A 15,345-nucleotide genomic window follows, 5' to 3' on the forward strand; every position below is an offset into this window, starting at 1 on the left:
ATATTGGTATAACTCATTATACTAGGATAAACGACAACTTGTAATAGGATATTCCGAGGATACAATGGTGTATAAACAAGAGTTACAAGGAGTGGCGAAATATGGATGAAAAGAGAGTCGTAATAACGGGGATGGGCATTATTTCACCGCTTGGCAGCAAGGTGGCGGACTTCTGGTCCGGGTTAATCGAGGGGCGCTCCGGAATTTCTAAGCTGGAGGGGCCTCTGGCGGAGCGGGGGCTTAAAACCGGCATCGCAGGCATTGTAAAACATTTCGACGCGGACGCGGAGCTCGGGAGAAAGCCGGCTCGGCGCATGGACCGTTTCGCGCAATTTGCGGTGGTCGCCGCCGACCGAGCGCTTGCCGACTCCGGATTGGATTTGGAGCGGGTCGATCGGGAGCGGCTCGGAGTGTACGTAGGCTCCGGCATCGGCGGCATCCAAACGATGATCGACAATGCCGATTTACTGCGCGATCGAGGACCAGAGCGGGTGAGCCCTACGCTGGTGCCGATGATGATCGCGAATATGGCGGCGGCCCAGATCAGCATAAGGTTCGGCGCCATGGGGCCGTCGCTCGCTCCGGTGACGGCGTGCGCCATCGGCAACACCGCGATCGGCGAAGCGTTCCGCCTTCTTCGCGCCGGCGGCGCGGACGCCGTTATTGCCGGCGGATCGGAGGCGGCGGTGACGGAGCTGTCGATCGCGAGCTTTAACAGCGCAACGGCGCTGTCTACGCGAAACGGCGATCCGGAGGGAGCAAGCCGGCCGTTCGACGCGGAGCGCGACGGCTTCGTCCTGTCGGAGGGCGCGGCGATCGTCGTGCTGGAGACGCTGGACGGCGCGCTGCAGCGCGGAGCGAACATTTACGCCGAGGTGATCGGCTACGGCGCGAGCTCCGACGCGTACCACGTCGTCGCCACGCATCCGGAAGGCGCCGGGGCTTACCTCGCGATGAAGCACGCGCTTAACGACGCCGGCATCGCGCCGGCGGAGGTCGACGTCATCAGCGCGCATGCGACCGGCACGGAGGTCGGCGATCGTTCGGAGACGGCTGCGATCAAGCGGCTGTTCGGAGCGGAGGCGTACCGCATTCCGGTGACGGCCAACAAATCGATGCTCGGCCATATGCTCGGAGCGGCGGGAGGCGCGGCGGCGATCGCGCTGGCGATGTCGCTGCGGGAAGGGATCGTTCCGCCGACGATCAATCTGGAGCATCCGGATCCGGAATGCGACTTGGATTACGTGCCGAACAAGGCGCGGCATAAACGGATGAACATCGGCGTATCCAACTCGTTCGGGTTCGGAGGCCATAACGCCGTGCTCGTACTCAAGCGATTTGACCCGTCATAGGCGAATTTGAAGGAATAGTGCCGAATATGGCACTATTTTTGTTTTGCAGTGTCAGTGCGGATTCTGTAATATGGATGATAATATATTTTGAAAACTAAAGGCACTTTAGGCTAAGGGGAGAGCATCCGCATGACAGAACTTCAGCTGAAAATTTTGGAGCTGCTTAAGGAAGATTCGCGCCGGGATGCGGCGTTGATTGCGACTTTGCTGGACGAAGACGTGGAGACGGTTAAAGCGAACATCGCCGAAATGGAAGAGAAGCATATTATCGTCAAGTACGCGACGGTCGTGAACTGGAGTAAGGTGGACGACGAGAAGGTGACCGCGCTCATCGAGGTGCAAATTACGCCGGAGCGGGGACACGGCTTCGACGCGATCGCCGAGCGGATTTATTTGTATCCGGAAGTAAAGAGCGTCTATTTGATGTCGGGCGCGTACGATTTGCAGGTTGAGGTGGAGGGCAAGAGCCTTCGCGAAATCGCATCGTTCGTCTCGAACAAATTGTCGACGCTCGAGCGGGTGCTGTCTACGAAAACCTTTTTCATATTGAAGAAATACAAGCAGGACGGCATCATCTTCGAGGAGCACGAAGGGGATCACCGGATGGCTGTTTCGCCATAAACAAAATAAGGGGAAAAAGGAGGGGAAGCAAGTGTCCATGCATCGATATTTAACGCCGCTCGTTCAAGAGCTTCAGCCTTCGGGCATACGGAAGTTTTTCGATCTGGTCAGCGCCAGCAAAGATATTATCTCGCTCGGCGTAGGCGAGCCCGATTTCGTAACGCCTTGGCGGATGCGCGAAGCGGCGGTTTACGGCTTGGAGCAAGGGCGCACCACCTATACCGCCAACTCCGGCTTGCCGGAGCTGCGGGAGGAAATCGCCTCTTATTTGTTCAACGGCTTTGCGGTTCGTTACGAGCCCTCGAACGAGGTGCTGGTAACGGTCGGCGGCAGCGAGGCGATCGATTTGGCGCTCCGGGCGCTCGTATCGCCGGGCGACGAAGTGCTCATCCCGGAGCCTTGCTACATCTCTTATTCTCCGATTACGCTGATCGGCGGCGGCGTGCCCGTCGGGGTCGAGACGTTCGCCGCAGACAACTTCAAGCTCCGGCCGGATATGCTGGAGAAGGCGATCACGCCGAGAAGCAAAGTGCTCATCCTCAGCTATCCGAGCAATCCGACCGGCGGCATTATGACGAAGGAAGATTGGGAGCCGATCGCGCGGCTGGTCGAGAAGCACGACTTGATCGTCATTTCGGACGAGATCTACGCGGAGCTTACGTACGGCGGGAAACATGTCAGCTTCGCGTCGATGCCGGGCATGAAGGACCGGACAATTCTCGTCAGCGGATTTTCCAAGGCGTTCGCCATGACCGGCTGGCGCATGGGTTACGCATGCGGCCATCCCGATCTGATCGGCGCCATGCTGAAAATTCACCAATATACGGTCATGTGTGCCCCGCATATGGGTCAGCTGGCCGCTCTTGAGGCGCTGAGAGGCGGCATGGAGGAGAAGGACCGGATGGTGGAGTCGTACAATCAGCGGCGCCGTCTGGTCGTGAAAGGCTTCCGCGAGCTCGGGCTCGAATGCCATGAGCCGCAAGGCGCATTCTACGCCTTCCCTTCGATCGCTTCCACGGGAATGACGTCCGAGGAATTCGCGCAGCGGCTCCTGGTGGACGGTAAGGTTGCCGTCGTACCGGGCCAGGTGTTCGGCTTGGGAGGCGAAGGCTATGTGCGCTGCTCGTACGCGACGTCCGTCGCCAAGCTGGAGGAGGCGCTGGAGCGAATCGGCGCATTCCTGCGAACGGTGGTTTAGGTTTCAGAGACGATATAGACGAACGAATACGTAGTTGGGAGAGTCGAACGATGCTGCGGGGCAAATTTATTATGATGACGCTGCTTGCCTTATGTATGCTGGCGCTGCTTTCCGGCTGCGGAGGCGGACCGAAGGCCGACGTATCGGTTTTTATCATTACGAAGGCTCCGCTTGATATGGAGAAGACGGACGGGATGAAAGCCGCGCTGCAGGAGCGGATGGGCGAGAACACCGTCGATGTGGCGGTCAGTCCGATGTTCTCCATAGAGAAGCTGATTGTCGAGCTCGCCGCCGGAGGGCATGGGATCTTGATCGTGGACGAGGAGCAGTTCAAGGCGTTCGCTAATCAAGGGGCGTTCTATTCGCTGGAGGATACGTTCGATCCGGCCGAATATCCGGAAGGCGTCATCGATATGACGATTAAAAAAGGCGATACGGAGCAGGTGGTTAACGGGCTGTACGGCATGCCGGTCGATCGGACGGATTGGCTTCAAAGCGGCGGATATGCCGGTGGGCGCGCTTATGCGTTTATTCCGCTGAATGCGCCGAATCCGGAGCTTGCCAAGCAGGCGCTCAAGGCGATCGTGGAGTGGAAGGCGCAAAATTAACGTTGCCAACGATTGTCTAAATCTATATAATCTCTATTTGAGATGAAGCTCGAGAAAATTCAATAGCCTGGAACGTATGCAGGTCCTTTCAATCCCGTTTATGACGGGTGGAAGGTTAATAGGGAAGCCGGTGCAAGTCCGGCACGGTCCCGCCACTGTAAATGGGGATGCCCTCACGATGCCACTGTCCGATTGATCGGATGGGAAGGCGAGGCGCGTCATCCAACCCATGAGTCAGGAGACCTGCCTGCATATGATAAGCTGACGAAATCCTTCGAGGAAGAGGATGCGGCTGTTCGTTCATAATCGGAAGGTTTGGCCCTGCACTGCCGGCGCGGGAGATTCAAGCCTTTGCTAAGAACAAGCTGACTGCCCCTGTTTCTTCGGAAACGGGGTTTTTTCGTTGGAACAGGGTGAAGATCGGGTTCTTCTCTCCAACAGCTCAACAACATCGCACAAGGGAGAGGGAAAAAGGTGGATAAAAGATTGTTTACGAAAAAATGGTTCGCGGTATTGATGCTTGTAGTTTTGGCGCTCGGTTTGGCGGCGTGCGGGGGCGGCGGCGGAAGCGCTGATTCCGGCGATGCGGTGCAGGGAGCGGCTCCGGGGGACACGGCACAGACCGACGTGACGAATGCGGAGTCCGCGGATGCGGAGGAAACTGCAGCGGAGGCGGATGTGCAGCAAACCCAATATCCGCTGACGGTGACGGATGCCTCCGGCAAGCAATTTACGTTTGAGAAGGCGCCGGAGAGAATCATATCCTTGGCGCCGAGCTTGACGGAGGTGCTTTTTGCGCTCGGGCTCGACGATAACGTCGTGGGCGTCAACGATTGGAGCGACTATCCGGAAGAGGCAAAGTCGAAGCCGAAGGTCGGCGGGATGGAAGCCAACACCGAGGCGATCATCGAGGCCGAGCCGGATCTTATTGTCGGCGGCTTGTCGTTGAACGGCGCCACGGTCGAGCAGCTTCGCGGTCTCGATTTGACCGTTTTTACGACCGAGCCGAAATCGGTTGAAGAGACGATTGCGCAGATCGAGCTGGTCGGGAAAATTACGAATCGGAATGCTGAAGCGGCCGAGGTCGTCGCCAACATGCGCGAAGAGCTGAAGCAGGTTCAAGACGCGGCGGCAACGCTCTCGGATGAAGAAAAGCGCTCGGTGTATCTCGAGTTTGCGCCGGGTTGGACCGTCGGCAAGGGCGAGTTTTTGGACGAGCTGATCGCGTTGTCGGGTGCCGTGAATGTAGCGGATGGAACCGGCTGGTATGAAATTAACGAGGAGTCGATTATCGAAGCGAACCCCGACGTTATTTTGTTTACGCGAAATATCGAGGGATTGGGCGATCAAATTAAAGCCAGGGCAGGCTGGGACAAAATCGAGGCGATCGCTCAAAACCGCATCGTCGGCGTAGACGACAATTTGGTAACCCGCACGGGGCCTCGCGTGACGCAAGGCTTGCTTGAAATCGCAAAATCGATCTATCCGGAGAAATTCAAATAACAATGAGAAAAAAATTGGCGTTTTGGGGAGGGGCAGGCATTCTGTTCCTCCTTCTCTCTATCGTGGTCAGTGTGTCGATCGGCTCGGCGCAGGGGCTCTCGATCGGGACCGTGTGGCGCATTTTGCTTCGGGCGGTTCCTTTTATCGGCGATTGGGTGGTTGCTGACTGGAAGTCGGCTTACGAGCAGATCGTGCTGGATGTTCGTCTCCCTCGGATAGTTCTGGGCGTGCTGGTCGGCGCATCGCTGTCCGTTGCAGGTGCCGGCTTTCAAGGGGTGCTGCGCAATCCGCTGGCCGATCCGTTCACGCTGGGAGTCGCATCCGGCTCCTCGGTGGGGGCGGCGTTCGTCATTTTGGTCGGATTGCAGTACTCCTTGTTCGGCAATTGGACGATTCCGCTCATTGCCTTCGGAACGGGGCTGGCTACGCTTGCGGCCGTATACACGCTTGCCCGGGTCGACGGCGTCGTGCGCCGGGAAACGCTCATTCTTGCGGGTGTCGTCGTACAGGCATTTTTGGGAGCGGTCGTTTCCTTCATGGTTTCGTTGTCGGATGAGGTGATCAACTCGATCGTCTTTTGGCTGATGGGGAGTCTGCACTTGCGCGGATGGGGTTACTCGGGGATGGTGGCGCCGTTTTTGGCGGCGGGGCTTGTTGTTCTGCTGTTGTACGCGCGGACGCTCAATTTGTTCGAGCTGGGCGAGCGGAGCGCGGCGCATCTGGGGGTGAACGTGGAGCGGACCAAATGGATCGTGCTCTCCGTATCGACCTTGCTGACGGCGGCGGCGGTATCCGTAACGGGCGTCATCGGCTTTGTCGGGCTCATCGTTCCGCATCTCGTGCGTCTTACGGTAGGCCCCGATTATCGGCTCATCGTTCCGCTTTCGGCTGTCATGGGGGCCGTTTACGTCGTCTGGGCGGATACGCTCGCCCGAACGCTGCTGTCGCCGACCGAAATTCCGCTCGGCGTCGTGACGGCGTTTATCGGAGCTCCGTTCTTTGCTTATCTGCTCGTCAAGCATAAGAGATCGTTAGGAGGGATCGAGCGGTGATCGAAGTCGTTTCATGCTCCCGGTCGTTCGACGGCCGAGCCGTGCTAAACGGCGTAAGCTTCGGTGCTGCTGCCGGCGAAATGCTCGGCGTCATCGGACCGAACGGAAGCGGCAAATCGACGCTCCTGAAGCTGATCTCGGGGTTGGATACGCCAAGCTCCGGCGAGGTGCTGATCGGCGGCAAGCCGATAGGCTCGTATCGGCGCAAAGATTTAGTGCGCATGCTGGCGGTGCTGCAGCAGGATGCCTTGCCGCCGACCGGCTTTAAGGTGAAGGAAATCGTGGAGATGGGCCGGTACCCTTACCAGAATTGGCTTGGAGAGGAGCGGGGCGGCGGCGATGTGTCGAGGTTCATTCACTCCGTCATGGTGCGGATGGGACTGACGGAGCTGGCCGATCGCCCGACGGAGCTGCTTAGCGGCGGAGAACGGCAGCGGACGGCGCTCGCCAAGGCGATGGTCCAGCAGCCGAAGGTGCTGCTGCTGGATGAGCCGACGACGTATCTGGACATCGGCTATCAAATTTCGCTGATGGATTCGATCAAGGAGTGGCAGCGGGAAAGCGGGCTAACGGTCATTGCGGTGCTCCATGATTTGAATTTGGCCGCCCAGTATTGCGACCGGCTGCTGCTGCTGCACCGGGGCGAAACGGTGAAGATCGGGGATCCGGCCGAGGTGCTTCGCCCGGAAACGATCCGATACGTATACGGGGCGAGCGCTGTCGTGCTGGAGCATCCGGATTCGGGGAAACCGCAAATTTTGCTGCAGTCGAAGGTTTAAAGGGATGCCGTCTTTTTCGCACTGCAGAAAATGTTGGATATTTCAAGTATAATACGTGTAAGACATGCGAGGAATTTGACGATGAGTATTGAACGATTGCGGGACATAGCAGCGCGAATCGAACCGCTCGACGAGGAATGGATTCGGCGGGCTCGGTCGCGGCTCGATTCGCTGACAAAGCCCCAGGGCAGCTTGGGGGAGCTTGAAGCGATCGCCGCTCGGATGGCGGGCATTCATCGGACGCTTCAGCCTCCGGTATCTCCGAAAGCGGTCATTGTGATGGCGGCGGATCACGGCGTTTGCGAGGAGGGCGTGAGCGCTTATCCTCAAGCGGTGACGGAGCAGATGGTCCGCAATTTTTTGGCCGGCGGCGCCGCGGTGAACGTTCTTGCGCGGTCCGCGGGGGCGGATGTCGTTTGCGTCGATATGGGCGTGATCGCGGATATCGGGCACCCAGGGCTATCGGTGCTTAAGCCGGCTCGGGGCACCGCGAATATGACGAAGGGTCCGGCCATGAGCGTCGAGGAGGCGCTTCGAGCGATCGAAGCGGGGATCCGGACGGTTGGGGATTGGGCCGAGAAAGGCTATCGTCTGTTCGCTGTCGGCGAGATGGGCATCGGCAACACGACGGCGGCTGCCGCGCTGCTGACGGCGCTGACCGGCGTCGAGCCGGGGGGGCTCGTCGGCCGCGGAACCGGAGTCGACGATGCCGGGCTCGCGAGGAAGCGCGGTGCGGTGGCGAGGGCGCTTGAGGCGAACCGGCCGGACCGCGGGGATGCGTTCGATGCGTTGCGCAAGGTAGGCGGGTTGGAGATCGCCGGTATGGTCGGCGTTTATTTAGGCGCCGGGCTGCTGCGGGTGCCGGTCATCGCCGACGGGTATATTTCGACGGTGGCGGCGCTGGTAGCGGCACGGATCGCTCCGGCGGCGGGGCAGTACATTATCCCGTCGCATTTGTCCGAGGAGCCGGGGCATGCGCTTGCGCTGCGGGAGCTTGGCCTTTCGCCGCTGCTTTCCTTGAACATGCGGCTTGGGGAAGGCACCGGTGCGGTGCTGTGCATGAGCTTGGTCGAGGCGGCGGTGCGCCTGATGAACGAGATGGCGACGTTCGATTCGGCCGGCGTGTCGGGGAAGGACGGCTAGAAGGCGCAGTCGAGGCAGCCAAGGCGGGCCGGTTTAACGCCAAAAACTCTCTTGTCCATGCGGGGAATGTACTGTCGGCGCTTTCGGTACTGCCGATGCTGCCGGTATCGCCGGTGTTGTCGGTATCGCCGGTGTTGTCGGTATCGCCGGTTACCACTGCTTCCCGAACTGGCGCTAATCGCGTTGGCGCTAACGGAACCGGATGTCCGCTAATTTTGTCGAAACCGGGTAAAAGGGCTCATTAGCGGAACCGAATGTCCGTTAATTCGCTTGAATCGCCTGTAATTGGCGGTTTTCGGGCGATTAGCGGACAACTTGTTCCGTTAATTTGCAGCTTTTAGGGGTGAGGCGGATTTTAGCGGACATTTTGTTCCGTTAACTCCGTCGGCGCAAACAGGCGTTAGCACCAAAAGTTGGTGCTAACGGAACCGCAAATCGAAAATAAAGCCGTAACAGGGAGTCGTATACTTTGATCGTATTGGTGACAGGCGGGGCGCGGAGCGGGAAAAGCACATTTGCGGAGCGTTATTCCCACAGTCTCGGGAAAAATGGCATTTACGTAGCTACCGCCGAGTCGTGGGACGACGAAATGAAAGACCGCGTAAAACGGCATCAAATAAGACGCGACGAATCCGGCTTCCAATGGAGAACGCAGGAGGAGACGCTGTGCCTGCCCGAACGGCTGGAGTCCATCGACTTTGAATATAATGTGTATCGCAGCGGCAGTACGGTCGTGCTGGTAGACTGCCTGACGCTTTGGTTAACGAACCTGCTGCTGCAGTGGGAGAACGAGCCGGATGCCGAGCAGCGCTGCATGCAGCGGGTCGGCGAGCTTACCGACGTGCTGCGGCGCTTCCAAGGCGATGCGGTGCTCGTAACGAACGAGGTAGGCTACGGCATTGTCCCCGCAACGCCGCTCGGCAGAAAGTTCAGAGACATATGCGGCCGAATGAATCAGGAGGTTGCCGCCGCGGCAGATCAAGTGTTTTTGGTTACGGTAGGCATACCGATCGAGCTCAAAAGCCGTCAATTTAAGTGGTGATGCGAAGTTGCTGTTTTTTTCATGGGAAGAAACGTTATGGATGGCGGCCGCGGCGCTGGCGGTGGACCGCATTGTAGGAGACCCGGAGCGGATCGTGCATCCGGTCGTTCTGTTCGGACGGTGGATCCGCGTTTTCGAGAAACACATGTATAAAGCTGAGGCCGCGCGAGGGACGTTTCTGCGCGGTTTATTACTATGCGCATCAACAGTCGTCGGAGCCGGTGCGGCGGCATGGGCCGTCGTCGCGGCGGCATCGGCGGTGCATCCTTGGCTGGGGTATGCGGCGAACGTGTGGCTCATCTCTACGACGATCGCATGGAAAGGGCTGCGAGACGCCGGCAAAAAGGTGTACGAGCCCTTAACCGCAGGCGATTTACCCGAGGCAAGGAAGTACACAGGGTACATTGTGGGCAGGGACACGCATTCGCTGGACGAAGCGGAGTGCTCGCGCGTCGCGGTGGAGACGGTTGCGGAAAATACGGTGGACGCCGTCGTGTCGCCGGTCGTATACGCGCTGCTCGGCGGGGCGCCGCTCGCTTTCCTATATCGTGCCGCCAATACGCTCGATTCGATGGTCGGGTACCGGAACGAGCGGTACGAACGGTTCGGCAAGGCGTCGGCAAGGCTCGACGACGCGCTCAATTATGTCCCGGCCAGACTGGCCGGGCTGCTGCTTGCCGCCGCGGCGGCAGTCACCCGAGGAGGCGCCGCCGGGTGGAAAGCGTTACGGTCGATCGCCGCATTCGCCCGCCTGCACCCGAGTCCGAACAGCGGCATTCCCGAATCGGCGGTGGCCGGCGCGCTCGGCATTCGGCTCGGCGGCGTGAACAGCTATAACGGGGTGTTGTCGAAACGGGCGACGATGGGCTTCGGGGAACGCCCGCTGGAAATGAACGATATCGTGCGCTCCATCGCTCTGCTCGATGGAACAAGCGCGCTGCTGACAGGAGGGATCGTATGCGCCGCGGTATGGATTACTTGGCTCAGTGGGGCATAGCCGCCGTCGCTTCGCTTCAGTTGTTGACCCGGATTCCGATTCCGGTCATGCTCCCATGGAACGACAAAACGGGCCGAAGAAGCGTAGTGTTCTACCCGTTCGCCGGCGCCGTCATCGGAGCGCTGTTGTTTGGCGCATATCATCTGCTCACAGCGTTTCTTCCGCCGGCGCCGTCGGCGGCGCTGCTGCTCGTTTGCTGGATTTGGCTGACGGGCGCGCTGCATCTGGACGGCTTTATGGATACGGCGGACGGGTTCGGCAGCAATCGCCCCAAGGAGCGAATGCTTGAAATTATGAAGGATCCGCACGTAGGGGCGTTCGGCGTCGTTGCCGGCGCCGGCCTCATGATCGCGAAGTTTGCGCTGCTGCTTGCGCTGATCGAATATGCTCGGTCGGGCAGCGTCAACGTCATTGCGGCGGTGGCCGCGGTGCCGGTGCTGAGCCGCGCGTTCATTCCGTGGGCCGTTGTCCTATGGCCCTACGCGGGCGGCAGCGGCGGCATGGGCGCCGCGCTTAAAGCTACCGGCGTCCGGCACGCGGCCGCCGCAACGCTCGTCGCCGCGTTATGCGGCGCGGCGCTGTTTGCGTCGCTCGGCTCGGGCGACGCCGAATTTGCGCTGCCGCTGCTGCTCGGCGGCGCGGTCATGACGGCGGCGGTCGGAACGCTCGCCGCCTGGCGCATGTCCCGCCGGCTCGGCGGGCTCACCGGCGATACGTACGGCGCCTTGATCGAGATCCTGGAGCTGGCGCTGCTGCTCGCGCTTACGGCGCGTTAAAGATAATAAGCACGCAATTGCAAAGCGTTGGGAGAGGAAGAAGCATATGCTTGAAATATACGGTCACGGGGGCGACACGGCTACGGCGGAGAAGCTGTACGGGCGCCCTCGCGACACATTCATCGATTTCAGCTCGAATATGAATCCGTGGGGACCCCCGCAAGGGGCAAAAGAAGCGATGCTGGCCGCATGGGAACGCATCGCAGCTTACCCGGACCCCGAGTCGCGGGAATTAAGAGCCGCGTTAAGCCGGCGGCACGACGTTCCGATCGAAGCCGTCTGGGTCGGCAACGGAGCGGCGGAGCTGATCGATTTGACCATGCGATCGATCCGCCCCGCCTCGGTAACGCTGCTCGCCCCCGGCTTTGCGGAATACGAGGCCGCAGTGCGGCACGCGGGAGCCGTTCCGGAGTTCGTGCCGCTGGACGAAGAAAACGGCTTTGCACCCGACGCCGGCCGATTGCTGGACTCCGCTTCGCGGACGGATGCCGTTATGGTCGGCAATCCGAACAATCCGACGGGCCGGCTGCTGCCCCCTTCCGTCGTAGAAGCGCTGCTGCGGCTGGACAAGCCCGTCGTCATCGACGAGGCGTTTCTCGACTTTGCGCCGGACGAAGCCGTACGTTCGGCAGCCTGCCGTGCGGCATCGAAAGACGGCGTGTACGTTATCCGATCGTTAACGAAGTTTTATTCGATCCCGGGACTGCGTCTCGGATACGTAGTCGCGCATCCGAACGCAATCCGGCGCATTCGGGAGTTAGCCGTCCCGTGGAGCGTAAATGCGATCGCTCAAGCTGTCGGAGCGGCCATTGTGACCGACCGCCCATTTGAGCGGCTCACGTTGAAGTGGCTCGCGGAAGAACGGGCATGGCTCATACGGCAACTCACGGACATTGGCCTCAAGACGTACCCCGGCGAAGCCAATTATATATTGTTCCGGTTTCCCCCGGAAAGCGGCCGCAGAGCAGGCGAGGCGCAAGCCGCTCTGGGCGCTCAAGGTATTCTGATCCGGAACGCGTCCACGTTCCGCGGCTTGGACGATACATACTGCAGAGTGGCGGTAAAAAAGCGGGAGGACAACGACCGATTGGTCGAAGCGCTGCGTCAGTGGATGAACGGAGGATGAACGGGATGAAGACTAAAGGCAAAACGCTGATGATCCAAGGAACGGCCTCGGATGTCGGAAAAAGCCTGCTAACCGCCGCGTTGTGCCGCATTTTCGCCGAGGAGGGAGTTCGTGCGGCTCCTTTTAAATCGCAAAATATGTCCCTCAATTCGTACGTTACTCCGGACGGAAAAGAGATCGGCAGAGCGCAAGGCATGCAGGCGGACGCCTGCGGCGTTCCGGCGACAACGGATATGAATCCGATTTTATTAAAGCCGTCCGGGGACCGCACCTCGCAGGTAGTCGTACACGGCAAGCCGCTGCGGAATTACGATGCATACGAATACCGAGAGTCGTATTTGCCGGTCGCCGAATCGATCGTAAAACAATCGCTGGGGCGGCTGCGGGAGTCGTATGATCTTGTCGTTATGGAAGGCGCGGGCAGTCCGGCGGAGGTCAATTTGCGGGACCGCGACATCGTCAATATGCGGGTCGCGGCTTGGGCGGACGCTCCTGTGCTGCTGGTGGCCGATATCGACCGGGGCGGCGTGTTCGCCTCGATCGTCGGAACGATGGACATTTTGAGACCGGAAGAACGGGATCGGGTAAAAGGCTTCATCATCAACAAGTTCCGCGGCGACGTTTCGCTGCTTAAGCCCGGGCTCGATTGGCTCGAGGAACGGACGGGAAAGCCGGTTTTAGGCGTAGTGCCGTATATGCGGGATGTAGGGCTCGAGGACGAGGACTCCGCAGGCTGGAAGGATCGCGAAACGGAGCGCGCCCGCGCGGCCGAATCGCGTGACGATGTGCTCGACATTGCGGTCATCCGTTTTTCGCGAATATCCAACTTTTCGGATTTTGACGCGTTTCGCGGCGAAAAGGACGTGCGAATCCGCTACATAAGCCGTTTGGAGGAATGGGGGAGTCCGGATGCGGTTATTTTGCCGGGGACGAAAAACACGATCGGCGATCTTCGCGAGCTTCGTTCCGAAGGGCTTGATGAAAAGCTGCTTCGGTATGCGGCCGAAGGCGGCCATATTGCGGGCGTGTGCGGCGGCTATCAGATGCTGTGCCGAACGCTTTCCGACCCTTACGGCGTAGAGTCCGGGGCGGAGAAGGAAGAGGCCGGTCTCGGGCTGCTCCCGGGGGATACGGTGTTTTTGGAAGAAAAAAGGACGGTACGCGTAGTCGGTTATTTTACAGGTTGGGGCTCGGAGGAGGAACCGCTTCGGATTCCGGTTAGCGGCTACGAAATTCATATGGGGGATACGAGGCATCAGGATGGAGTTCGGCGTCCTTTTGCCGTTGGAGAAAGCAGTGATACGGTAAGGGCGGAAGGGGCTTGCGCCGAGGATGGGCGAGTGTGGGGCACCTATGTACACGGTGTTTTTGATAACGACGAGTTTCGGAGATATTGGTTGAACGTGCTGCGTGCGGGTAAGGGCTGGACGCCTCTCGAGGTCGGCTTCCGGTACCGGGAGCGGCGCGAGGCGGCTTTCTCCGCTTTGGCGGAGCATGTGCGAAGAGCTGTCGATATGAATGCGATCCGCGGGATTGCGGGATTGTAACCATAGATGCGGAGGTTGAGCGAAACGATGAAAATTTATACGAGGACCGGAGACGCCGGGCAAACCGGTGTGATCGGCGGAAGAGTGAGCAAGGACGATGCGCGCGTGGAAGCGTACGGCACGGTGGATGAACTGAATTCGTTCGTGGGCGCGGCGGTCAGTATGATGTCGAAGGACATTTTTGCCGATATGATGGAGGATTTGGTCGAAATTCAGCACGAGCTGTTCGATTGCGGCGGAGATCTTGCGATATTGAAGCCGGGCGTGCGCCCCTACAAGGTGAATGATTCGCATGCCGAAAGGCTTGAAGCGTTAATTGATAAGTACGATAATGAAACTCCCGATATTACGAGGTTTATTTTGCCGGGCGGGTCTGCGGTTTCTTCCGCGCTTCATGTGTGCCGTACGGTTTGCAGGCGGGCGGAACGGCGCATTGTGACGCTCGCGGCTGCCTCTGAGATCAACGAGCCGGTACGGAAATATATAAACCGGTTGTCCGATCTGTTCTTTACGATGGCGCGGGCCGCCAATGCCCGCGAGGGTGTCGGCGACGTGGAGTACGTCCGAAGCGCGGAGGTTTTCAGGAGCTCGAAAAAAGGATGAGCGGAACGCCGGAGCTGGTGCACGTTGTAACGCCGGAGGAGGAAGGCTGGAGGCTGCGGTCGGTACTGCTGACGGGGATGAAGCTGTCCAGGAAAATGCTGTCCAGGCTGAAGCTTGTGGAGGGCAGCATTTTGGTGCATGGGGAGCGCATTCCGCTGCATACGCCGATGCGGGCGGGGGACCGGGTGGTGGTCAGGCTGCCGGAGGATTCGTCGGACGACATTTTGCCGCAGCCGATGCCGATTGAAGTGCTTTACGAGGATGAGCATCTGTTCATCGTGAACAAGAAAGCCGGGCGGATCGTCCATCCGACGAAAGGTCATTACACGAATACGGTGGCGAACGGCGTCGTTCATTTGTGGTTGAGTCGCGGCGAGACATACCGGTTCCGTCCGATTCACCGGCTCGATCAGGATACGTCCGGCGTGCTGGCGATCGCGAAGAACGCTTATGCGCATCAATACGTTTCGGATCAGTTTCAAGAGGGTCGCGTTCGTAAAACTTATTTGGCGGTAGTTTACGGTGTGGTCGGTCTTGACGCCGGAACGGTCGACGGGCCGATCGATCGGGATCCGAACGAACCGCATGTGCGCATCGTGACGCCGGACGGGTATGCGTCGGTGACGCATTATGAGACGGCGGAGCGTTTTCCGGGGGCGTTCGGCGGCTTAGGCGCGTCGCTCGTCCGGCTTCGTCCGGTGACGGGCCGGACGCATCAAATTCGGGTGCATATGAAGCATATCGGGCACCCGTTGGTCGGGGACGGCTTGTATGCCCGCGAGCTGGAGGCGCAGCTTTACTCGGAGTCGGGTGCGCTTCGGCCTCTCATTGCGCGACAAGCGCTGCATGCCGCGGATTTGTCTTTTCTGCATCCGGGGTCGGGGGAGCGGGCGACCTATGAGGCTCCGATGCCCGAAGATATGATGAGCCTTCTTGAGGCGCTTCGCTGGGAGTAAGTGTTTGTTCCGTGTTCGCTATATATTAAATGGTTTGAAGAA

General features: G+C 59.4%; 15 protein-coding genes and 1 riboswitch. All 15 genes read left to right on the forward strand.

The features are described 5' to 3' along the window. Positions 1-101 precede the first annotated feature (101 nt). The 15 genes from fabF (at position 102) to PT964_RS11280 (ending at position 15,303) form a co-directional block, all read left to right on the forward strand. The gene (gene fabF, locus PT964_RS11210) at positions 102-1,352 is read left to right on the forward strand and encodes a beta-ketoacyl-ACP synthase II (RefSeq protein WP_274363437.1); all 1,251 of its coding nucleotides are present in this window, start codon (positions 102-104) and stop codon (positions 1,350-1,352) included. Between the two features lie 129 nt (positions 1,353-1,481). Beyond that, complete coding sequence (locus PT964_RS11215; protein ID WP_274363438.1) at positions 1,482-1,973, forward strand: Lrp/AsnC family transcriptional regulator; 492 nt, start codon at positions 1,482-1,484, stop codon at positions 1,971-1,973. 37 nt (positions 1,974-2,010) lie between these two features. Continuing rightward, on the forward strand, positions 2,011-3,171 hold the full coding sequence (locus PT964_RS11220; protein WP_274363548.1) for an aminotransferase class I/II-fold pyridoxal phosphate-dependent enzyme: 1,161 nt from the start codon (positions 2,011-2,013) through the stop codon (positions 3,169-3,171). A 50-nt stretch (positions 3,172-3,221) separates the two neighbouring features. Continuing rightward, the gene (locus tag PT964_RS11225) at positions 3,222-3,779 is read left to right on the forward strand and encodes a hypothetical protein (RefSeq protein WP_274363439.1); all 558 of its coding nucleotides are present in this window, start codon (positions 3,222-3,224) and stop codon (positions 3,777-3,779) included. Positions 3,780-3,842: 63 nt separating this feature from the next. Continuing rightward, positions 3,843-4,044: riboswitch (cobalamin riboswitch) on the forward strand. 209 nt (positions 4,045-4,253) lie between these two features. Continuing rightward, a complete protein-coding gene (locus tag PT964_RS11230) occupies positions 4,254-5,282 on the forward strand; it encodes an ABC transporter substrate-binding protein (protein WP_337995022.1) in 1,029 nt (342 codons plus the stop codon). A gap of 2 nt (positions 5,283-5,284) precedes the next feature. Further along, positions 5,285-6,334, forward strand: coding sequence for a FecCD family ABC transporter permease (locus PT964_RS11235; RefSeq protein ID WP_274363440.1), 1,050 nt, complete (start codon positions 5,285-5,287; stop codon positions 6,332-6,334). Then, complete coding sequence (locus PT964_RS11240; protein ID WP_274363441.1) at positions 6,331-7,113, forward strand: ABC transporter ATP-binding protein; 783 nt, start codon at positions 6,331-6,333, stop codon at positions 7,111-7,113. Before PT964_RS11235 ends, PT964_RS11240 begins: the two co-directional genes overlap by 4 nt. Positions 7,114-7,194: 81 nt before the next feature. Then, positions 7,195-8,256 (forward strand): nicotinate-nucleotide--dimethylbenzimidazole phosphoribosyltransferase, encoded by a 1,062-nt coding sequence (gene cobT, locus PT964_RS11245; protein ID WP_274363442.1) that lies wholly within the window; start codon positions 7,195-7,197, stop codon positions 8,254-8,256. A gap of 469 nt (positions 8,257-8,725) precedes the next feature. After that, positions 8,726-9,298, forward strand: a complete 573-nt coding sequence (cobU, locus tag PT964_RS11250; protein WP_274363443.1) for a bifunctional adenosylcobinamide kinase/adenosylcobinamide-phosphate guanylyltransferase — start codon at positions 8,726-8,728, stop codon at positions 9,296-9,298. 7 nt (positions 9,299-9,305) lie between these two features. Then, positions 9,306-10,295, forward strand: a complete 990-nt coding sequence (gene cbiB / locus PT964_RS11255) for an adenosylcobinamide-phosphate synthase CbiB (RefSeq protein WP_274363444.1) — start codon at positions 9,306-9,308, stop codon at positions 10,293-10,295. After that, positions 10,256-11,071: an adenosylcobinamide-GDP ribazoletransferase gene (locus tag PT964_RS11260; protein WP_274363445.1), complete on the forward strand. Its 816-nt coding sequence runs from the start codon at positions 10,256-10,258 to the stop codon at positions 11,069-11,071. Before cbiB ends, PT964_RS11260 begins: the two co-directional genes overlap by 40 nt. A 46-nt stretch (positions 11,072-11,117) precedes the next feature. Next, on the forward strand, positions 11,118-12,197 hold the full coding sequence (gene cobD / locus PT964_RS11265; protein WP_274363446.1) for a threonine-phosphate decarboxylase CobD: 1,080 nt from the start codon (positions 11,118-11,120) through the stop codon (positions 12,195-12,197). Positions 12,198-12,202: 5 nt separating this feature from the next. After that, positions 12,203-13,744, forward strand: coding sequence for a cobyric acid synthase (locus tag PT964_RS11270; RefSeq protein ID WP_274363447.1), 1,542 nt, complete (start codon positions 12,203-12,205; stop codon positions 13,742-13,744). 27 nt (positions 13,745-13,771) lie between these two features. Beyond that, positions 13,772-14,347: a cob(I)yrinic acid a,c-diamide adenosyltransferase gene (locus PT964_RS11275; protein ID WP_274363448.1), complete on the forward strand. Its 576-nt coding sequence runs from the start codon at positions 13,772-13,774 to the stop codon at positions 14,345-14,347. Beyond that, the gene (locus PT964_RS11280) at positions 14,344-15,303 is read left to right on the forward strand and encodes an RluA family pseudouridine synthase (RefSeq protein ID WP_274363449.1); all 960 of its coding nucleotides are present in this window, start codon (positions 14,344-14,346) and stop codon (positions 15,301-15,303) included. Before PT964_RS11275 ends, PT964_RS11280 begins: the two co-directional genes overlap by 4 nt. Positions 15,304-15,345 lie beyond the last annotated feature (42 nt).

The organism is Paenibacillus thermotolerans (assembly GCF_028745515.1).
GTDB lineage: Bacteria > Bacillota > Bacilli > Paenibacillales > YIM-B00363 > Paenibacillus_AE > Paenibacillus_AE thermotolerans.